18 protein-coding genes are annotated in these 18,430 nt (G+C 72.5%); 11 read left to right on the plus strand and 7 right to left on the minus strand.

Annotated features, from left to right (window positions below; genetic code table 11):
* Positions 1 to 139: 139 nt before the first annotated feature.
* The 5 genes from OG959_RS01515 to OG959_RS01535 all read left to right on the plus strand — a co-directional run bounded on the left by OG959_RS01515 (position 140) and on the right by OG959_RS01535 (position 4,543).
* Complete coding sequence (locus tag OG959_RS01515; protein ID WP_326656144.1) at positions 140 to 1,213, plus strand: Dyp-type peroxidase; 1,074 nt, start codon at positions 140 to 142, stop codon at positions 1,211 to 1,213.
* A complete protein-coding gene (locus OG959_RS01520) occupies positions 1,210 to 2,007 on the plus strand; it encodes a family 1 encapsulin nanocompartment shell protein (RefSeq protein ID WP_326656145.1) in 798 nt (265 codons plus the stop codon). The genes OG959_RS01515 and OG959_RS01520 overlap by 4 nt, the downstream gene beginning before the upstream one ends.
* A 185-nt stretch (positions 2,008 to 2,192) precedes the next feature.
* Positions 2,193 to 3,554, plus strand: coding sequence for a diaminopimelate decarboxylase (locus OG959_RS01525; protein ID WP_326656146.1), 1,362 nt, complete (start codon positions 2,193 to 2,195; stop codon positions 3,552 to 3,554).
* A gap of 63 nt (positions 3,555 to 3,617) precedes the next feature.
* Positions 3,618 to 4,103, plus strand: coding sequence for a MarR family winged helix-turn-helix transcriptional regulator (locus OG959_RS01530; RefSeq protein ID WP_326656147.1), 486 nt, complete (start codon positions 3,618 to 3,620; stop codon positions 4,101 to 4,103).
* Positions 4,100 to 4,543 carry a hypothetical protein gene (locus OG959_RS01535; RefSeq protein WP_326656148.1) on the plus strand — a complete coding sequence of 148 codons (444 nt, stop codon included), beginning with the start codon at positions 4,100 to 4,102 and terminating at the stop codon, positions 4,541 to 4,543. Before OG959_RS01530 ends, OG959_RS01535 begins: the two co-directional genes overlap by 4 nt.
* A 456-nt stretch (positions 4,544 to 4,999) precedes the next feature.
* Here OG959_RS01535 and OG959_RS01540 read toward each other — a convergent pair whose 3' ends face one another.
* The 3 genes from OG959_RS01540 to panD form a co-directional block, all read right to left on the minus strand.
* Positions 5,000 to 5,638: an aspartate/glutamate racemase family protein gene (locus tag OG959_RS01540; RefSeq protein ID WP_326656149.1), complete on the minus strand. Its 639-nt coding sequence runs from the start codon at positions 5,636 to 5,638 to the stop codon at positions 5,000 to 5,002.
* Between the two features lie 63 nt (positions 5,639 to 5,701).
* The gene (locus tag OG959_RS01545) at positions 5,702 to 6,064 is read right to left on the minus strand and encodes a GNAT family N-acetyltransferase (protein ID WP_326656150.1); all 363 of its coding nucleotides are present in this window, start codon (positions 6,062 to 6,064) and stop codon (positions 5,702 to 5,704) included.
* 30 nt (positions 6,065 to 6,094) lie between these two features.
* Positions 6,095 to 6,520, minus strand: coding sequence for an aspartate 1-decarboxylase (panD, locus tag OG959_RS01550; RefSeq protein WP_326656151.1), 426 nt, complete (start codon positions 6,518 to 6,520; stop codon positions 6,095 to 6,097).
* Between the two features lie 778 nt (positions 6,521 to 7,298).
* On the opposite strand from panD, the gene OG959_RS01555 reads away from it, so the two are divergent.
* Entirely contained in the window at positions 7,299 to 8,567 is a 1,269-nt protein-coding gene (locus OG959_RS01555; protein ID WP_326656152.1) for an MFS transporter, read from the plus strand.
* 52 nt (positions 8,568 to 8,619) lie between these two features.
* Entirely contained in the window at positions 8,620 to 9,717 is a 1,098-nt protein-coding gene (locus OG959_RS01560; protein WP_326666152.1) for a MerR family transcriptional regulator, read from the plus strand.
* Between the two features lie 45 nt (positions 9,718 to 9,762).
* Here the strand turns inward: OG959_RS01560 and OG959_RS01565 are convergent, their stop codons facing one another.
* The gene (locus OG959_RS01565; RefSeq protein WP_326656153.1) at positions 9,763 to 10,188 is read right to left on the minus strand and encodes a DUF3592 domain-containing protein; all 426 of its coding nucleotides are present in this window, start codon (positions 10,186 to 10,188) and stop codon (positions 9,763 to 9,765) included.
* Between the two features lie 343 nt (positions 10,189 to 10,531).
* On the opposite strand from OG959_RS01565, the gene OG959_RS01570 reads away from it, so the two are divergent.
* Both OG959_RS01570 and OG959_RS01575 read left to right on the plus strand, forming a co-directional pair.
* Complete coding sequence (locus OG959_RS01570) at positions 10,532 to 11,446, plus strand: AurF N-oxygenase family protein (RefSeq protein WP_326656154.1); 915 nt, start codon at positions 10,532 to 10,534, stop codon at positions 11,444 to 11,446.
* Between the two features lie 95 nt (positions 11,447 to 11,541).
* Positions 11,542 to 13,188: an FAD-dependent oxidoreductase gene (locus tag OG959_RS01575; RefSeq protein WP_326656155.1), complete on the plus strand. Its 1,647-nt coding sequence runs from the start codon at positions 11,542 to 11,544 to the stop codon at positions 13,186 to 13,188.
* 33 nt (positions 13,189 to 13,221) lie between these two features.
* Here OG959_RS01575 and OG959_RS01580 read toward each other — a convergent pair whose 3' ends face one another.
* Positions 13,222 to 13,746, minus strand: coding sequence for a DoxX family protein (locus tag OG959_RS01580; RefSeq protein WP_148017109.1), 525 nt, complete (start codon positions 13,744 to 13,746; stop codon positions 13,222 to 13,224).
* A 235-nt stretch (positions 13,747 to 13,981) separates the two neighbouring features.
* Here OG959_RS01580 and OG959_RS01585 point away from each other — a divergent pair, with 235 nt between their 5' ends.
* Entirely contained in the window at positions 13,982 to 15,997 is a 2,016-nt protein-coding gene (locus OG959_RS01585) for an NADPH-dependent 2,4-dienoyl-CoA reductase (RefSeq protein WP_326656156.1), read from the plus strand.
* 61 nt (positions 15,998 to 16,058) lie between these two features.
* Positions 16,059 to 16,610 carry a PadR family transcriptional regulator gene (locus OG959_RS01590; RefSeq protein ID WP_326656157.1) on the plus strand — a complete coding sequence of 184 codons (552 nt, stop codon included), beginning with the start codon at positions 16,059 to 16,061 and terminating at the stop codon, positions 16,608 to 16,610.
* Between the two features lie 20 nt (positions 16,611 to 16,630).
* Here OG959_RS01590 and OG959_RS01595 read toward each other — a convergent pair whose 3' ends face one another.
* Positions 16,631 to 17,590 carry a hypothetical protein gene (locus OG959_RS01595; RefSeq protein ID WP_326656158.1) on the minus strand — a complete coding sequence of 320 codons (960 nt, stop codon included), beginning with the start codon at positions 17,588 to 17,590 and terminating at the stop codon, positions 16,631 to 16,633.
* On the minus strand, positions 17,587 to 18,426 hold the full coding sequence (locus tag OG959_RS01600; protein ID WP_326656159.1) for a phosphatase PAP2 family protein: 840 nt from the start codon (positions 18,424 to 18,426) through the stop codon (positions 17,587 to 17,589). Before OG959_RS01600 ends, OG959_RS01595 begins: the two co-directional genes overlap by 4 nt.
* Between the last annotated feature and the right edge of the window lie 4 nt (positions 18,427 to 18,430).

Below are 18,430 nucleotides of genomic sequence, written 5' to 3' on the forward strand. Positions count from 1 at the left end.
GGTCGCCCGGTCGGGTGCCCCGGGGTGCGGCGGGGCCCGGGATGTGGGTAAGTGACAGCGGGGCCCTGTCCCGCCGCACCCGGGACCGGGACCGTGCAGCGCCGCGTCGTACCGCCGAGCCAGCCCATGGAGCCGCCGTATGCCCGAGATCACCGAGCAACCGGCCCCGGCGCAGCCGGTCGTCGCGCCGCTGACCAGTGCGGCCCTGATCCTGGTCGCCACGATCGAGCCCGGTGGTGAGCCCGCCGTCCGGGAGGCGCTGCCGGATCTGGCGGCGTTCGCCCGCTCCATCGGGTTCCGCTACCCGGATGCGGGGCTGGTCTGTGTGACCGGGTTCGGCTCCGACGCCTGGGACCGGTTGTTCTCGGGTCCGCGGCCCGCCTCGCTGCACCCCTTCCAGGAGTTGCACGGCGCCCGCCATCACGCCCCGGCCACCCCGGGCGACCTGCTGTTCCACATCCGGGCCGAGCGGATGGACGTGTGCTGGGAGTGGGCCACGCAGCTGCTGGACCGGCTGGGCGGGGCCGTGAAGGTCGTCGACGAGACGCAGGGATTCCGCTACCTCGACCACCGGGACCTGCTCGGGTTCGTCGACGGCACCGAGAACCCGGTGGGCGACGACGCACGGTCGGCGGCGCTGGTGGGGGACGAGGACCCGGATTTCGCCGGCGGCAGCTACGTCATCGTCCAGAAGTACCTGCACGACCTGGCCTCGTGGAACGCCCTGTCGACCGAGGAGCAGGAGCGGGTGATCGGACGGACCAAGTTCACCGACATCGAACTCGCCGACGACGTCAAACCCGCCGACTCCCATGTCGCGCTGAACACCATCACCGACCCGGACGGCACGGAGCGCGACATCCTGCGCGCCAACATGCCGTTCGGCAGCTTCGGACAGGGCGAGTTCGGTACGTACTTCATCGGGTTCGCCGCCGACCCGGACGTCACCGAGCGGATGCTGCGCAACATGTTCCTCGGTGACCCGCCAGGCGCCCACGACCGCATCCTCGACTTCTCGACCGCGGTCACCGGCACGCTGTTCCACGCCCCCGGCGCCGACTTCCTCGACGCCCCTCCGCCGTCGCCCGCCTCCGCCGAGGCCGCGCCCCAGCCCGAACCGGCGTCCGCGCCGGTGGCGAGGGCCGTGGTCACACCGATGGACCGGGACGGTTCGCTGCGCATCGGCAGCCTGCAAGAAAGCGCCCAGAGATGAACAACCTCCATCGCGAACTCGCCCCTGTCACCCAGGCCGCCTGGGACCAGATCGAAGAGGAGGCCCGGCGCACCTTCAGCCGCCATCTGGCCGGCCGCCGCGTCGTCGACGTCAGCGGGCCGGAGGGCCCGCGGCTGGCAGCGGTCGGCGACGGCCATCTGCGCGACATCGATCCGCCCACCCCCGACGTCATCGCCCGTGCCCGTACGTCGATGCCGGTCATCGAGTGGCGGGTGCCGTTCACGGTGACACGGGCAGCCGTCGACGATGTCGAGCGCGGCTCGGACGACAGTGACTGGCAGCCCGTCAAGGACGCGGCCCGGACCTGTGCGTTCGCCGAGGACATGGCCATCATCGACGGCTACGCCGCGGCCGGGATCGCCGGTCTGCGCGACGGCTCCTCGCACACCGCGCTGCCGTTGCCCGCCGATGCGCGCGACTATCCCGCCACGGTCAGCCAGGCACTGACCCGGCTGCGTCTGGCCGGTGTGGACGGACCGTACCGGCTCCTGCTGGGCGCGGACGCGTTCACGGAGGCCACCGAGACGTCCGACCACGGCTATCCCGTCTCCACGCACCTGGCCCGGCTGCTGGACGACCAGATCCTCTGGGCGCCGGCCGTCGCGGGCGGGGTGCTGCTGTCCACCCGGGGCGGCGACTTCGAGCTGTGCCTGGGAGAGGACCTGTCCATCGGCTACCAGGACCATGACGCGACGGACATCCGGCTGTACTTCCAGCAGTCGTTCACCTTCCGGATGCTGACACCGGAGGCCGTGGTCCCGATCATCGCCTGACCGGCGGACGCGTACGGATCCGGACGGCCCCGGCACGCCCGGCTGTTCCTCGCCGGGCACCGTCCGCCTCCCCGTCCGGGCCGGAGGTGGTCCGTACGGTTCACCGGCCGCTGTGACCACGGCCTGCACCGATGTCGTCCGGTTGGACGGAGACTGTGGGGCCCCCAATGACCGCACCTGATTCCATGAGCCCTCCCCCGTCGCCGTCCGCCCCGCCCTCCTCCGCGCGTGTCGCGGCCGCGGTCCGCCACGCCGTCGCGGCCGGCCTGCTCGGCGAGTCGAGCCCGGTCGCCGGATTCGTCGACACGGACGGCGTACGGGAGTCGGTGGCCGCGCTCCAGGAGGCGTTCGCGGGAGCGCCCGGTGTGCTGCACACCTTCGCCGCGAAGGCCGCGTCGCTCGTGCCGGTGCTGCGGCTGCTCGCGAAGTGCGGCATGGGCTGCGAGGTCGCGAGCCCGGGTGAACTGCGCATCGCGCTCGACGCCGGCTTCGCACCGTCGAAGATCGTCATCGACTCCCCCGTCAAGACGCGTGACGAGATCCGGCGGGCACTGGCGCTCGGCGTGGCGCTCAACGCCGACAACCTCGACGAGGTGGACCGGATCGCTGCGCTGCGGCCTTCGGACGCGGTGTCCGCCATCGGACTCCGGGTCAATCCCCAGGTCGGCGGCGGGTCCATCGGTGCGATGAGCACGGCCACGGCCACCTCCAAGTTCGGAGTGGCTCTGCGCGATCCCGGCGCGCGCGAACGCGTCATGGAGGCGTTCGCGGCCCGCCCCTGGCTGAGCCGGCTGCACGCCCATGTCGGCTCGCAGGGCTGTTCCCTGGAGCTGATCGTGGCAGGCATCGGCGAGACGTACCGGCTGGCCGAGGACATCAACGACCGGCTCGGGCGCCCGCAGATCACCTGCCTCGACATCGGCGGCGGTCTTCCCGTCAACTTCGCCGACGACACGGTCCGCCCCACCTTCGCCGCGTACGCGAACGCGCTGCGCGGCGCGGTGCCGGGGCTGTTCGACGGGCGGTACGGACTCGTCACCGAGTTCGGCCGGTCGCTGATGGCCAAGAACGGCTTCATCTGCGCGCTCGTGGAGTACACGAAGGACGCCGGGGGCCGGCGGATCGCGCTCACCCACGCGGGCGCGCAGACCGCCACCCGTACCGTCTTCATGCCGGACGCCTGGCCGCTGCGGGTGGGCGCGTTCGACTCCGACGGGCTCCCGAAGGCCGGTCCGGCGCTCGTCCAGGACATCGCGGGTCCGTGCTGCTTCGCCGGGGACGTCGTCGCACCGTCCCGGGAGCTGCCCGAACTTCGGGCCGGCGACTACGTGGTGCTGTACGACACCGGCGCGTACTACTTCTCCACGCCATGGGCCTACAACAGCCTGCCGCGGCCCGCGGTGTACGGATTCGGCACGGCGGCCGACGCGGGACAGGACGGCCTCGCCGTCCGCTTCGCTCCGGTGCGTGACGCCCAGTCGCTGGACTCGATCGCCGCGGAGAGCGGGCTCGCGCACGCCGACTCCCTGCTGGAGCCGGACGCCTGAGCCCCGTACTCCCCTTCCCCTTATTTAGTAGCCATGTAGATAGTAGCCATGTACGGTATTGCCATGAGCAACGCACCTGCGGGTCCGACCCCCGGCTTCCTGGTCTGGCGACTTTCGATGAAATGGCGGGTGGCCATCGACCGGGGGCTGGCGCCGCTCGGGCTGACCCACGCGCAGTACTCCCTGCTCGGGTCCCTGTCGGGGATGCAGCATGCGGGGCTGCGGCCGAGCCAGCGGGCACTCGCGGACCACACCGGCCTCGAAGCGCTCTACGTCTCGAAACTGGCCCGCGGTCTGGAGGCCGCCGGGTTCGTCGAACGGGCCGCCGACCCGGCCGACACCAGGGCGGTCCGCCTGTCGCTCACCGCCGAGGGCCTCGCGGTCACCGGTCGCGCAATCGAGGTGGTGCGGCGGCTCGTCGACGGCCTGCTCGCTCCGCTGGGCGGCCTGGACGGCCCGGACACCGAGGCGTTCACCCGGACGCTGACGGCACTGCTCGACGTGCCGGTTCCCGTAGTCACCGGACCTTCCACCGAGGAGTCATCATGACCACCGCACCGACCGTCAACGGCCAGGTCATCGGCCAGGCCCACTACGCCACGCGCGCCGTTCTCGAAGGCCTGCTGGCCCCCACGGGCACCACCTTCCACCAGTCCGTCGCCCTGAACGCCACGGCGGACGGCGGCGGGAGCATCGAGCGCCCAGGGCTCGTCGACCGCATGACGTCCACGCTGAAGATCGACGCCACGGCCGCGGAGACCGTCCTGACCGGCCTGATCGCGCAGGGGCTGCTGGCGGAGGAGCCGGGAGACCCGGCACGGCTGTCCATGACGGCCGCGGGCAGCGAGTTGCACCGAGCACACCGGGCCGCCCTCTCCGAGGTAACCGCCCGGCTGTACGCGGACCTGCCGGACGAGGACCTGGCGACGGCGGGCCGGGTCCTGACCGAGGTCACGGCACGGGCCAACGCGGTGCTGGCCGGGCGCTGAGCCGAAGGGCGGCAGCGGCGGGCCCATCGGTGCCGGGCCCGGACGGGGCGCCATTGCCGGTACCGCTGCCGGTGCCGATACCGGTGGCCGTCAGCCGACCGGTGAAGGCTCCGGCTCGGGCGCCGGCACCGGCTCCGGGTTCGGCGCGGGCGGCTGCGGGATCGGGTCCGGAGCCGGGCCCGGCGGCGTGGGCACGGGCGGCGTAGGTCCCGGGCCGGGCGGAACCGGTGTCGGCTCCGGCAGCGGCTGGGGCGGCCCCGGAATCGGTCCGGGGGTGGGCGCCGGCGGAACCGGATCGGGGTACGGGTGGGTCATCTCGGGCCTCCGAACGGTCGGGGTGGATCTCCTCCACCGTCTCCCGGAGCGGCTGCCCGCGCCCGGCGAGTCCACACGTACGGGCTGCGGATGCACCGGCCGGCTCACGGTCCCCCGTCCGGCCGTCCGCACACGCGATCGTCAGCGCACGGCCGCGACCGCCGCGGCGTCCAGCCCGGCGCGGGGGCTGGACAGGACCGGGATCCGGGTGACCGAACGGGTGACCGCGCCGGCCATCGAGACCTGGGCCAGCACGATCACATCGGCGTCCGTCACGGCGTCGGCCGCCGCCGCCACGAGATCCAGGTAGCCGTCGTGATCACCGGCCTCGAAGCGCTCCCAAGCGCCGTCGACCAGAACGGTGCGCACCTCCAGCTCCCGCTGCCCCGCCCGCTCCGCCTCCTCGGCGATCAGCGCGCGGGTCGGTTCCAGGGTGGCGTGGTGCGCCGCCAGGACGGTGACCCTCCGCGCGCGGACGGCGGCAGCCGCCATCGGCCGGTCGATGCGCAGGACCGGGACACCGATCCGCGCCCCGATGGTCTCGGCGACCCCGCCGATCGTCGAACAGGTGCAGAGCACCGCGGTGGCCCCGTCGGCGACCGCACTGTTCACCAGTGCCTCGACATCCCCCGCCACCGCCGCCGGACCCAGCACGCCCGCCCGGTCGAGCAGGTCCTCGTACACGAGGTGGCGCACGGCGAGGCCGGGGTGGTGGGCGTCACGCAGGGCGTCGAAGACCGGGACGTGGACCGGGGAGGTATGCAGGAGTGCGAGGCTCATCCGCGTCACGCTACCGGCAGACCCGCCCGCACCCTTGAGGCGCCCACCAGGCGGAACAGCGGATCAGTAGAGCTCCGGACGGGCGGCGAGCTCCTTCTTGGCCCGCTCCACCAGCTCCGCCGGCGCCTCGGGGGCCTCGTCCGGGTGGCGCGACGCCCACTTGGCGGCGTACGGACAGAGCGGGACCACGGGGACGCCCTCGCGGGCGGCCATGGAGTAGAACTCCTTGACCAGGGCGCCGCCGATGCCCTTGCCCTCGTGCCCCTCCTCGACGACGGTGTGCACGGCGACGAGCGCCGCGGGCGCCCCGTCCAGCACGAAGTACACGATGACCCCGGCGGCCTCGCCGTCCACGTACGCGAGCAGCTTGCCCGCTGCCCGGTCGTCACGGATGTCGGGCCCGGCCTGTCCGGACTGCTCTGCCATGGCGGATGCTCCCTCGCTGCGTGAGGCGCTTCAGCGCGCCGCGGGGACGGCGTGCGGACTGCGCTCGGTGTCGGAACCCGGCACGGGCGCGGAGGCGTCGGCACCGAGCTCGACGATCCGGTTGCCCGCGTCGACATGGACGATACGCGGAATCAGCCCGCGCGCCTCGGCGTCGTCGACCTGTGCGTAGCTGATGAGAATGACCAGGTCGCCGGGGTGCACGAGATGGGCGGCGGCTCCGTTGATCCCGATCACACCGGAGCCGCGCTCGCCCTCGATGACATACGTCTCCAGCCGGGCACCGTTGTCGATGTCGACGATGTGCACGAGCTCGCCGGGCAGCAGGTCGGCGGCTTCCATCAGCGCGGCGTCGACCGTGACGGACCCGACGTAGTGCAGATCGGCCTGGGTCACGGTGGCGCGGTGGATCTTGGACTTGAACAGAGTGCGCAGCACTTTGGACTCCTCTAAGACGGCTCCCTGCCTGCTTTTTGCAGGTCAAGGGCGGCCTTGAGTTTACACCGACACCCCCGTTCGATGTTTGTGAGGAACATCGCTCCGGTCGGGCGAGACGGCTTGCCGCCAGGGCTCTCCCTTCGCACCGGGGCCTGTTGGAACGATCGCCCCGGAACGTGCGGGGACTCATGCTGACCGGTTGCCGACTTCCCTGATGGGTCATCAGAGATGCGGGAGGTCCCTCTGCACACACGGATGGCGTGCGCCCACGCCAAGGCGCGGCCAAGGCGCCGACGCCGGCGGGCTTGTCTGCCTTCCTGTCGGCTGCCAGGAAGGCAGCACTCTCCAGGTGCAGAAGCGCGGGCGGGCCTGCCCGTCCGTCCGCTGTAAAAGCGCTGATCGCGGGTGCGGGCTGTGCGGGACTCCGGGTATATGCGAGCCGAGCCTTGCCCCCGCTGTGTCAGCAGCGTGCGCCGGCTGTTGGGGCGCGCCGCGAACCAGGTGGGAGCATCGGTGCCCGACTCGCCGACGAGGAGGTGTTGCGGGCTGCGGGTCCCGTCCCGTCGCCGACGTCCGCGGCGGGCGCCGCGCATGCCCTCCGTGGCGGGACCGCACCCGAGCCTGAGGCCATCGACCTCGGCGCGGCCGCCCTGCCCGTCCCGCTCAGGAAGGCCGCGGCGGCCGTGCCGTGCGCGGTGGTGGTGATCCAGCTACTGCGTCGGCGTACGCGCGGCTGACAACCACTACGCTGAGCGCCTTCACACCTGGGAGGGTCCGGTTGGCACGGGGGAAGGCGCTCGGGCAGGACTTCCGGCGGCTGTGGGGTGCGTACGCGGTCAGTGCGGCGGGCAGCGCAGTAGGCATGGGGGCGCTGCCGCTGGTCGCCCTCCTGGTGCTGCACTGCTCGGCGTTCCAGGTCTCCCTGCTCGCCGCGATGTCCGCCGTGGCCAGCGCCGTCATCGCCCTGCCGCTCGGTGTCCGTATCGAGCACCGGTACAAGCGGCCGGTCATGATCACCGCCGATCTGGTCCGCTGCGCGGCGCTGGTGAGCATTCCGGTCGCCATGGCCTTCGACGGGCTCACGTTCACCCAGCTGTGTGCCGTCGGAATTCTCCAGACGGCCGCGTCCGTCGCGTTCGACGCGGCAAGCGGCGCGCACCTCAAGGCACTCGTCCCTCCCTCGCACCGGCTCCGCGCCAACAGCCTGCTGGAGACCACCAACTGGATCAGTGCCAGCGCCGGTCCGCCCGTCGGCGGGCTGCTGATCGGGGTGCTGGGCGCCGCCGCCACGATGGTGGCCGATGCGCTGTCGTTCCTCGGCTCGGCCCTCGGAATCCGTCGCATCCGACAACCCGAACCCGCGCCACCGGTGCGCGCGGCCACCTCGCACCCGGGCCGCGACATCGCGGCCGGCTGGCAGTACCTCCTGTGGCATCCAGGGCTACGGCCGCTGTTCTTCAACGCCCTGCTCTTCGGCGGCTCCGTCATGATGGCGTCTCCGCTGATGGCCGTCCTCATGCTGCGTGACCTCGGTCTGGAGGCGTGGCAGTACGGACTGGCCCTGGGCCTGCCGTGTCTGGGCGGTGTGCTCGGTTCACGGCTGACGCCGCTGCTCACCCGGCGGTTCGGACAGCGCCGCGTTCTGTTGCTTTCCGGAGTCCTGCGCACGCTCTGGCTGGTCCTGCTGCCGCTGACACCGTCCGGCGCCCTCGGCGTGTTCACCATCGTGGCCGCCGACTTCGGCCTGCTCTTCGCCGCCGGCATCTTCAATCCGTCGTACGCCACCTATCGGATGGCGGCCACGCCGGACGCGTTCATGTCCCGCGTCGGCACCTCCTGGTCGGTCGGCGCGAAGACCTCCCAGGCCGCCTTCATGATCGCCGGTGGCATCCTCGCCGGTGCGGCGGGCGTCCGCGGCGCCCTGCTCATCGCCGGACTGCTGTGCCTGGCGAGTGCGCTGCTCCTGCCCTGGCGGGTGGCGCGCACCTCCGCCGGGGCTGTGCCGGCTCCCGCGGCGGAAGCGGCGTCCGAAGCACATCGCACTTGACCCTCACGTGGCGTCAGGCCGCATAGTCGGTGCCGTGGAGGATCACTGGACCGTGGGACGCGTGGCCGAACTGGCCGGCGTGAGTGTCCGCACGCTGCATCACTACGACGCGATCGGGCTCGTCCGGCCGTCGGCACGGACCCCGGCCGGCTACCGGGCCTATGCGGCGGCCGACGTGGAACGGCTGCGCGAGGTACTGACCTACCGGCGGCTGGGCTTCGGGCTGCGGGAGATCGCGGAACTGGTCGGCGATCCGGCCACCGACGCCGTCGCGCACCTGCGCCGGCTGCGCGGTCTGCTGCTGGAGCGGCGTGATCGCGCCGACGCCATGGTGGCGGCCATCGACAGCGAACTCGAAGCCCGGGCGAAGGGACTGAAGGTGACACCGGAGGCACAGTTGGAGATGCTCGGTGCACGGCTGTACGACGCGATCGGCGGCGCCTACACCGCGACACGGCGTACCGATCCGCGGATCGCCGCACAGATCTGGGACGCGCTCGGGGACGCGCGGACGGTGCTGAACGTCGGGGCCGGCACCGGCTCCTACGAGCCGGCCGACCGTGACGTGACCGCGGTGGAACCCTCGGCGGTCATGCGGGACCAGCGGCCGTCCGGATCGGCGCCGTGCGTGGCCGCCGCCGCGGAGAGCCTGCCGTTCGAGGACGGCTCCTTCGACGTCGCGATGGCCGTCTCCACCGTCCACCACTGGGGCGACCCGATAGCGGGGCTGCGCGAGATGCGGCGCGTGGCCCGCCGCGTGGTGGTGCTCACGTTCGACACCGACGAGCCCGGATGGCAGGACCGGTTCTGGCTCACACGTGACTACCTCCCCGAGTTCGCCACCGTTCTCTCGGAGTTCCCCTCGCTGGCCGGGATGACCGGCGCGATCGGCGCCCGTGTCGAGCCCGTGCCCGTCCCGTGGGACTGCGCCGACGGGCTGTTCGAGGCGTACTGGCGCCGGCCGGGGGCGTATCTGGAGGACCATGTGCGGCGTGCGATGTCGGTGTGGACGAGGGTGGGGCCCGAGGCCGAGCAGCGGGCGGTACGCAGCCTCGGCGACGACCTCGAATCCGGGCGGTGGGCCGAGCGCAACAGCGGCCTCGTCGGCCTCGACGCGGCAGATCTGGGCCTGCGCCTGCTCATGGCCTGAGTCCCGGAGCCGCAGCCGAAGCGCCCGGGGTACGGGCCGGCTGTCTCAGAGCGCTGCTGCCAGCACGACGGCCGTCACCAGGGCGAATACGCCTCCCACCGCGGGGACGAGCACCCTGATGTGGCGCGGCACGAAGGACGGCGTGCGGGCGGTCGCGGAATCGGGCGCGTCCTCGGCGTAGTACACCGTCACGAACTCGCCCCTCTTCACGTCGAGTCGGGCCTGGCGTTCCTCGAAGGAGACGGTCCAGCCGCCGGTCGTACGAAATTCCAGCGTGTGATGGTGCTGGGTCTGCGGAACACCCTCGGGGTCCTGGATCTCCTCCGTACGCACCCCCGTGCACCGCGCCTCGGCCGTGAGGCCGTCCCAGGCGCTCCGCAGTCGCGGGCCCTGGAGCTGCTGGTCCAGGCTCCTGCCGAAGAACAGCGCGGCGCCCAGGGCGACGAAGAAGTAGACAACAGCGACAGCCATGACTCTCCAGGGACGATTCCGGTCCGGCACCCGCCCCTGCGACGGCCGGGCGCCGCGGCGCGCTCACCATGGTCCCCGGTGCGGATACGGCCGACAAGGGCCAGGACCGGCCGCGCGCGGCCCCGAAGTACGCCTCGTCGTGGAGAGATCGTACGGATTCCCTACGCGGGGGTAGGCCCGCACGGCCCTCTTGCTATACCTTCCGTCTAACAGCTTGCTAGACGTAGCGTCTAACAAGCCTGAGGCGGCGCCCGGCGGCCGTCGCTCTCATCGGGCAGACACGGGATGAGAGAAGAGTCCGGGCACCGTCGGGTCGATCTGTCTCGATTCAAGGAGCCGCACCATGGCAAGCAGCACCGTCCGGCCGGAGGACCAGGACCGGCTCGCCGGGGAGGACGTCGCCCGGCGCCTGCTCGACTCGGCCGCGAAGCTCTCGTACGACCCGGCCACCGAGGTGGACTGGAACACGCCCCTGGACACCGCGCACCACGGCGCGAGCCCGGAGTGGAGCACCCTCTACGGCACCGCGTACTGGCAGGAGTTGGCCGATGAGCAGCGCAAGGCACTGACGCGCCAGGAGGCGGCCTCCGTCGCCAGCACCGGCATCTGGTTCGAGATGATCCTCCAGCAGATGGTGCTGCGCGACATGTACGCCAAGGACCCCACGGACCCGCGTTTCCAGTGGGCGCTCACCGAGGTCGCCGACGAGTGCCGGCACTCCATCATGTTCGCGCGCGGCGCCGCGAAGCTGGGCGCACCCGCGTACCGGCCGCGCCGCCCGGTGGTCGAACTGGGCCGCGCCTTCAAGACACTTGCCTTCGGCGAGGCGGCGTACGCGGCGATCCTCGTGGCGGAGGAGGTGCTCGACGTGATGCAGCGGGACTGGATGCGGGACGAACGGGTCGCACCGTTCGTCCGGACGATCAACAACATCCATGTGGTGGAGGAGTCGCGGCACATGAAGTTCGCCCGCGACGAGACCCGCAGGCGTCTGCGCACGGCGGGACCGCTGCGCCGGCAGATCAACTCGCTCGTGGTCGCCATCGCCTCGTACTACATCGTCACCAGCATGGTGAACCGGGACGTCTACGCGAACGCGGGACTGGACGGCCCGCGCGCCCGCGCCGAAGCGAAGGCCAACGAGCACCACAAGTCCCTGATGCGTTCCAGCTGTTCGGGTCTGATGGAGTTCCTCGCCTCGGCCCGCCTCCTCACCAGGCCGGCCCTGTTCTTCTACAAGCGCGCCCACCTGATCTGACCCGAGTCCCCCGCGAGCGCGCCCCTCTCAACCGAGCCGTCCCCCGCAAGCGCGCCGCCCCGATCTGATCCGAGCCGAGAGCCCGAGCTGACGCGATGACCTACGCCATCACCCAGACCTGCTGCAGCGACGCCACCTGTGTCGCCGTGTGCCCCGTCAACTGCATCCATCCCACGCCCGAGGAGCAGGCCTTCGGCAGCACGGAGATGCTCTACGTCGACCCGGAGACCTGCATCGACTGCGGCGCCTGCGCGGACGCCTGCCCGGTCGACGCGATCTTCCCGGTGGACAGCCTCTTCGGAGCGCGGCAGGAGTACGCCGGCATCAACGCGGCGTACTACGCGGACCGGGAGCCGGAGCCGGCCGCCGGCCCGAACTTCCACGCCTGGGGCGAGCCGTCGTTCCCCCGCAGCCTGCCGTCCGACTTCGCCCCGATCCGGGTGGCCGTAGTCGGCACCGGCCCGGCCGGGATGTACGCCGCCGAGGACCTGCTGCTGCACACCAACGCCGAGGTGACGCTGATCGACCGGCTGCCGGTGGCGGGCGGCCTCGTCCGGTACGGCGTCGCGCCCGACCACCCGGCGACAAAGGGGGTCGGCGAGACCTTCGCACGGTTCCACTCCCACCCCCGGGTCCGGATGCACCTGGGGGTAGAGGTCGGCAAGGACCTCACCGTCGAGGAGCTCTCCGCCCATCACGACGCGGTGATCTACGCGGTCGGCGCGTCCGACTCCCGCCGGCTCGGCATCCCGGGCGAGGATCTTCCGTCCAGCATCCCGGCCACCTCGTTCGTGTCCTGGTACAACGCCCACCCGGAAGTCCCGCCGGAGGCCTTCGACCTGTCCGCGGAGCGGGTGATCGTCGCCGGCAACGGCAACGTCGCGCTGGATGTGGCGCGCATCCTCGTCACCGACCCCGGCGCGCTGGCGGACACCGATATCGCCGGGCACGCGCTGGCTGCCCTGCGGGAGTCCAAGGTCCGCGAGGTCGTTCTGCTCGGCAGGCGCGGCCCCGACGACACCGCCTGCACCGCGTCCGAACTGCTCGCCCTCGGGCACCTGCCGGGCGTGGAGCTGGTGGTCGACGACGGCGACCCGCGGACCGGGGCGGCCATCGACCATGCGGCGACGGGCGAGAAGGCCTCGCTGCTGCGGGAGTTGGCCCGGGAGGCGGTCGACTGGTCGCAGCCCCCTCCGCCCGGGCGTCGTATCGTCTTCCGCTTCCACTCCTCGCCGGTGGAGGTGCTCGGCGCCGCTGGCGTCGAGGCGGTGCGGGTGACGGCCGCCGACGGTGATGAGGAGATTCCCGCCGGCCTGTTCCTGCGGGCGATCGGTTACCGGGGCCTGCCGGTTCCCGGTCTGCCCTTCGACGAGGCGACCGGCACCGTGCCGCACGAGGGCGGCCGGGTGGCGGGCATGCCCGGCAGCTATGTCGTCGGCTGGATCAAGCGCGGCCCCTCGGGCGGCATCGGGGCCAACCGCACCTGCGCCGCCGAGACCGTCGGCACGCTCCTGGCCGACGCCGTCGCGGGCGCGCTGCCCTCACCCACGTACCCGGCGAAGGCGTTCGGGCGGCTGGCCCGCAACCGTGGCCGCCAGGTGGTCGACGCCCGGGGCCTGGCCGCCATCGACCGCGCCGAGCAGGCCCGCGGCCGCGACCAGGGCCGCCCACGGGTCAAGTTCGAGACGGTCCCCGCGCTGATCGCCGCGTCGAAGGGAAGCCGCTGGAGGCCGGTGCGCTGAGCCGGGCGCCGGATCGCACCCGGGCAACAGGGCTCAGAACTCCTCCGGCTCCGCGACCTGCCCCTTGGCCCGCTTGCCGACGACGGCGACCGCGGCCGCGGCGCTGCCCACGAAGGCCAGGGCCACCATCCAGGGCTGGTTGAACGCGTGCCGGGTGGCGTGGTCCACGGAGTAGCGGCCGGGGCCGGTCAGGCCGATCGCGGCCGCGGTGAAGCCGAGGAAGGCGGGGTATTCGTAGCCGCCGCCCTGCGCGAAGAACCCGGCGGGGGCGTGGACGGCCACCGCTCCCGCCATGGCGCCCGCCGCGGCCGCACCGGCGGCCGGGGTGGCCAGGCCCAGGGCGAGCAGGACGCCGCCGCCGGCCTCGCCGAGGCCGGCGGCGATCGCACTGTGCTTCGGCGGATGGAAGCCCATGGCCTCCATCGCGGCCGTGGTGCCCTCGATGCCGCCGCCGCCGAACCAGCCGGCGAGTTTCTGGCTGCCGTGCGCGGCCAGCACCGCGCCGGTGCCGACACGAAGGACAAGCAGGCCGAGGTCACGACGGTTGACGCTGCCCATGAGGGTCTCCGGAAGGGTCGGGGGCCCGGCCGGAAGGAGGGGGCCCGGGTGCGGTACGCACTCCACTCTCCGCGCACCGGACTCCCGACGGGTCACGTTGTTACGCCGTCCGGGCGCCCCGGGAGCAGCGCGTGACCCGTGGCACAGTGCGACGTACCTCATTGTGCAACTTGTTGCACAACAGCGATCCGGTGGTCTAGAACTGGCGTAACCACACCGCGCGAGGAGTCCCCGCATGAGCCCGTACCCGCATCTGCTGAGCCCGCTCGACCTTGGGTTCACCACCCTCCCCAACCGGGTGCTGATGGGGTCGATGCACATCGGCCTGGAAGAGGTCGAGAACGGCTTCGCGCGCATGGCCGCCTTCTACGCGGCCCGCGCCCGCGGCGGTGTGGGCCTCATGGTCACCGGTGGCATCGCGCCGAACGAGCGGGCCTGTTCGCTGCCGGGCGGCGCCAAGATGACGACCGAGGCGGAGGCGGCGCAGCATGCCGTGGTCACGTCGGCGGTACACGAGGCGGGCGGCCGGATCGCCATGCAGATCCTGCACTTCGGGCGCTACGCGCACCACCCCGGTCTGGTGGCGCCGAGCGCGATCCAGGCACCGATCAGCGGGTTCGTCCCGCACGCCCTGACCGACGACGAGGTCGAGTCGACGATCGAGGACTTCGTCACGGCTGCGGCGCTGGCCCGGAGCGCCGGGTACGACGGCGTGGAGATCATGGGCTCCGAGGGCTATCTGATCAACGAGTTCATCGCCTCGGCGACCAACCACCGCGAGGACCGCTGGGGCGGCTCGTACGAGAACCGCATCCGATTCCCCGTCGAGATCGTGCGCCGGGTCCGCGAGCGGGTCGGCAGCGACTTCATCCTGATCTACCGGCTCTCGATGCTGGACCTGGTGCCCGGCGGATCGTCGCTGGAGGAGGTCGTGCGGCTCGCCCGGGAGATCGAGGCGGCCGGCGCGACCATCATCAACACCGGCATCGGCTGGCACGAGGCCCGTATCCCCACGATCGCGACATCGGTGCCGCGCGGTGCCTTCACCTGGGTCACCGAGAAGGTGCGCGGCGCCGTCTCCGTACCGCTGGTGACGAGCAACCGCATCAACACCCCCGAGGTCGCCGAGGACATCCTGGCGGCGGGCCGGGCCGACATGGTGTCGATGGCCCGTCCCTTCCTCGCGGACCCGGACTTCGTCGCGAAGGCGAGCGAGGGCCGCGCGGACGCGATCAACACGTGCATCGGCTGCAACCAGGCCTGCCTGGACCACATCTTCAGCGGCAAGGTCACCTCCTGCCTGGTCAATCCGCGTGCCTGCCACGAGACGGAACTCACCCTGTCGCCGACCCGCACCCGTAAGCGCGTCGCGGTCGTCGGTGCCGGTCCGGCCGGGCTCGCCTGCGCCGTGACCGCCGCCGAGCGCGGGCACGAGGTGACGCTCTTCGACGCGGCCGAGGAGGTCGGCGGGCAGCTCAACGTGGCACGCCGGGTGCCGGGCAAGGAGGAGTTCAACGAGACGCTGCGCTACTTCCGTACCCGGCTGGCGGAGGAGAAGGTCGAGCTGCGGCTGGGCGCCGCGGTCGGCGCCGGGGAGCTCGACGACTTCGACGAGGTCGTCCTGGCGACGGGGGTCACTCCCCGTACGCCGGCGATCCCGGGTGTGGACCACCCGAGCGTGGTCAGCTACCTCGACGTGCTGCGGCACGGGGCGCCGGTCGGCGACCGGGTGGCGCTCGTCGGCGCGGGCGGGATCGGCTTCGACGTGGCCGAGTTCCTGACCGACGGCGGGGACGCGGCGAGCCTGGACCCGGAGGCGTTCTTCCGGCAGTGGGGCGTCGACACCGAGTACCGCGAGCGGGGCGGACTCGGCACCGCCGAGCGTCCGAAGTCCGCGCGCACCGTACATCTGCTCCAGCGCAAGGCGAGCAAGGTCGGCGCGGGTCTCGGCAAGACGACGGGGTGGATCCACCGCACCGAGCTCCGCCACCGCGGCGTCACCATGATCGCGGGAGTCGGCTACGACCGGATCGACGACGACGGACTGCACGTCACGGTCGACGGCGAACAGCATCTGCTGCCGGTCGACACGATCGTGCTCTGCGCGGGCCAGGAGCCCCGCCGGGACCTGTACGAGGAGCTGCTCGCCGCCGGCCGTCCGGCGCATCTGATCGGCGGCGCCGATGTGGCGGCCGAGCTGGACGCCAAGCGGGCGATCCGCCAGGGCACGGAACTCGCCGCCTCGCTCTGATCACAGCCTCCGGGGGCAGGACCTCCCGTCCTGCCCTCCGGGGCTCCTTAGGATGCACCCCATGTCACTCCCGCACGCGATCCTCACCGCCCTGCTCGAAAAGCCGTCGTCGGGGCTGGAGCTGACCCGCAGGTTCGACCGGTCGATCGGCTACTTCTGGTCGGCCACGCATCAGCAGATCTACCGCGAGCTGGGAAAGCTGGAACAGGCCGGACAGATCAGGGCACTGGCGCCCGCCCAGCCGGCCCGGGGGCAGAAGAAGGAGTACGAGGTGCTGCCCGCGGGCCGCGAGGCACTGTCCGCCTGGGCGGCCCGTCCGGAGGACCCGAAGCAGATCCGCGATCCGCTGCTGCTGCGGATGCGGGCGGCGGCGGTCGTCGGAGCACCCGGCCTCGACGCGGAACTGCGCCGCCACCTCGCGCTGCACCGGCTCCGGCTCGCGGAGTATCTGGAGATCGAGGAGCGGGACTTCCCGCCCGGGCGGGACGCCGCTCAGGACCGGCTGCGCCACCTGGTACTGCGCGGCGGCATCGATCTGGAGAACTTCTGGATCGGCTGGCTGACCCGGGCACTGGACGAGGACGCCGGCGCCGCCGCGGCCGACCTCGGTTGACGGTCGCCGGGCAGCCGGACCTACGGGCGGCCGGCCCGGATCCGCCGCAGGTGGCCGTGTTCCTGGTGGAGTGCGGCCCGCGGGCTCTTGATGACCACCCTCGACGGGGTAGCCGCAGGCGGTCCGGCCGCGACCGCCTCCGCGGCCGGCGCGGTCTGCGCCTGGGCGCGGCTGAGCAGGATCACGCCCCGCACCGCCGCCGCCGAGCCCAGCAGCGCCGGGACCAGGCTGATCGTCCCGCCCTGGAGCCGCTCCCCCAGCAGGGCCAGCCCGATGGCCGCCGCGGCGACCGGATTGGCGAGGGTGACCACGGCGAGCGGCGCGCCGAGGCCGCCCCGGTAGGCGGTCTGGGAGAGGAGCAGCCCGCCCATCGCGAAGGCCGACACGAGTACCGCGACGACCACCAGGCGCCAGCTGAGCAGCGGGCCCGTGGTGTGGTCGGTGACGGCGACGGTCAGCGTCTGCGTCAGTGCGGAGGCGACGCCCGAGGTGATGCCCGAGGCCGCGGCGTGCCGCAGGCCGGGGCGGGCGCCGGGGCGGCTGAGCCCGGCGACGACGGCCACGGTTCCCGCTCCGACAGCCAGCGCCTCGACCATGCTCAGCGTCTCGTGCGGGGCGGAGCCGCCCGCGGTCATCAGCAGGGCGCCCAGGCCCAGGAGCGTCAGGAGGGTGCCGCGCCACTCGGTCGTCGAGACCCTGCGGCCGGCGGCCCGGGCACCCAGCGGCACGGCCGCGACCAGGGTGAGCGCGCCGAGGGGCTGGACGAGGGTGAGCGGACCGTACTTCAGTGCGGCGACGTGCAGCAGGGCGCCGCCGGCGTTCAGCCCGACGGCCGACCACCACGCGCCGCTGCCGAGCAGCCGGAGCGTCCCCGTGCCCGGAGCGGTACGTCCCGCCAGCCGTGCCTGGGCCACCGCGGCGGAGGCGTAGGCGGCGGCGGAGACGAGCGACAGCGCGACGGCGAGCAGGGTGGCGTTCACCGGCCGGCCCCGGAGGAGGCGTAGGAACGGCCTGACACGTCGGGGGCGGCGACGGCGTACGCCGGCTCGCCGGCCGTGGACGGCCACGGCAGATGCTGGCGGACCGGCTCCGCGCGCGGCAGCCGCAGCGCCGCGAAGGCCACCGACAGCAGCGCGGCCACCACGATCGAGTCCAGCCAGTAGTGGTTGGCGGTGCCGACTATGACGAGCAGCGTGATCGCCGGGTGCAGGAGCCACAGCCAGCGCCACCGCGAGCGGGTGGCGACGACGAGACCGACGCCGACCATCACCGCCCAGCCGAAGTGCAGCGAGGGCATCGCGGCGAACTGGTTGGCCATCGAGTCGGTGGCGGGCGTGGACCCGTACACCGTCGGTCCGTAGACCTGGCCGGTGTCGATCAGGCCGGTGGCGGCCAGCAGCCGCGGCGGGGCGAGCGGGAACAGCAGGTGCAGGGCCAGTGCGGCGCCGGTGAGCACGGCGAGGATGCGGCGGGACCAGACGTAGTGGCGCGGCCGGCGCCAGTACAGCCAGCCGAGGAAGAGCAGGGTGGCCGGGAAGTGCACGGTCGCGTAGTAGGTGTTCGCGAGGTGGATCATCGTCTCGTCGTGGAGCAGCAGCCCCTGCACGACACCCTCGCCGGGCAGGTGCACGGCACGTTCGAGATCCCATACGCGTCCGGCGTTGTGGAACGCCTCGTCGACGTGACCGTTGGCGGCCTGGCGGCCGAACTTGTAGATCACGAAGAGTCCTACGACGAGAAGAAGCTCGCGGACGAGGGGTGGTCGGGCAGTGGTGTCCGGCTCCCGATCGGCGGGCCTGCTACCGGCGAACATCATCCGG

It is taken from the genome of Streptomyces sp. NBC_00385 (assembly GCF_035917155.1).
GTDB lineage: Bacteria > Actinomycetota > Actinomycetes > Streptomycetales > Streptomycetaceae > Streptomyces > Streptomyces poriferorum.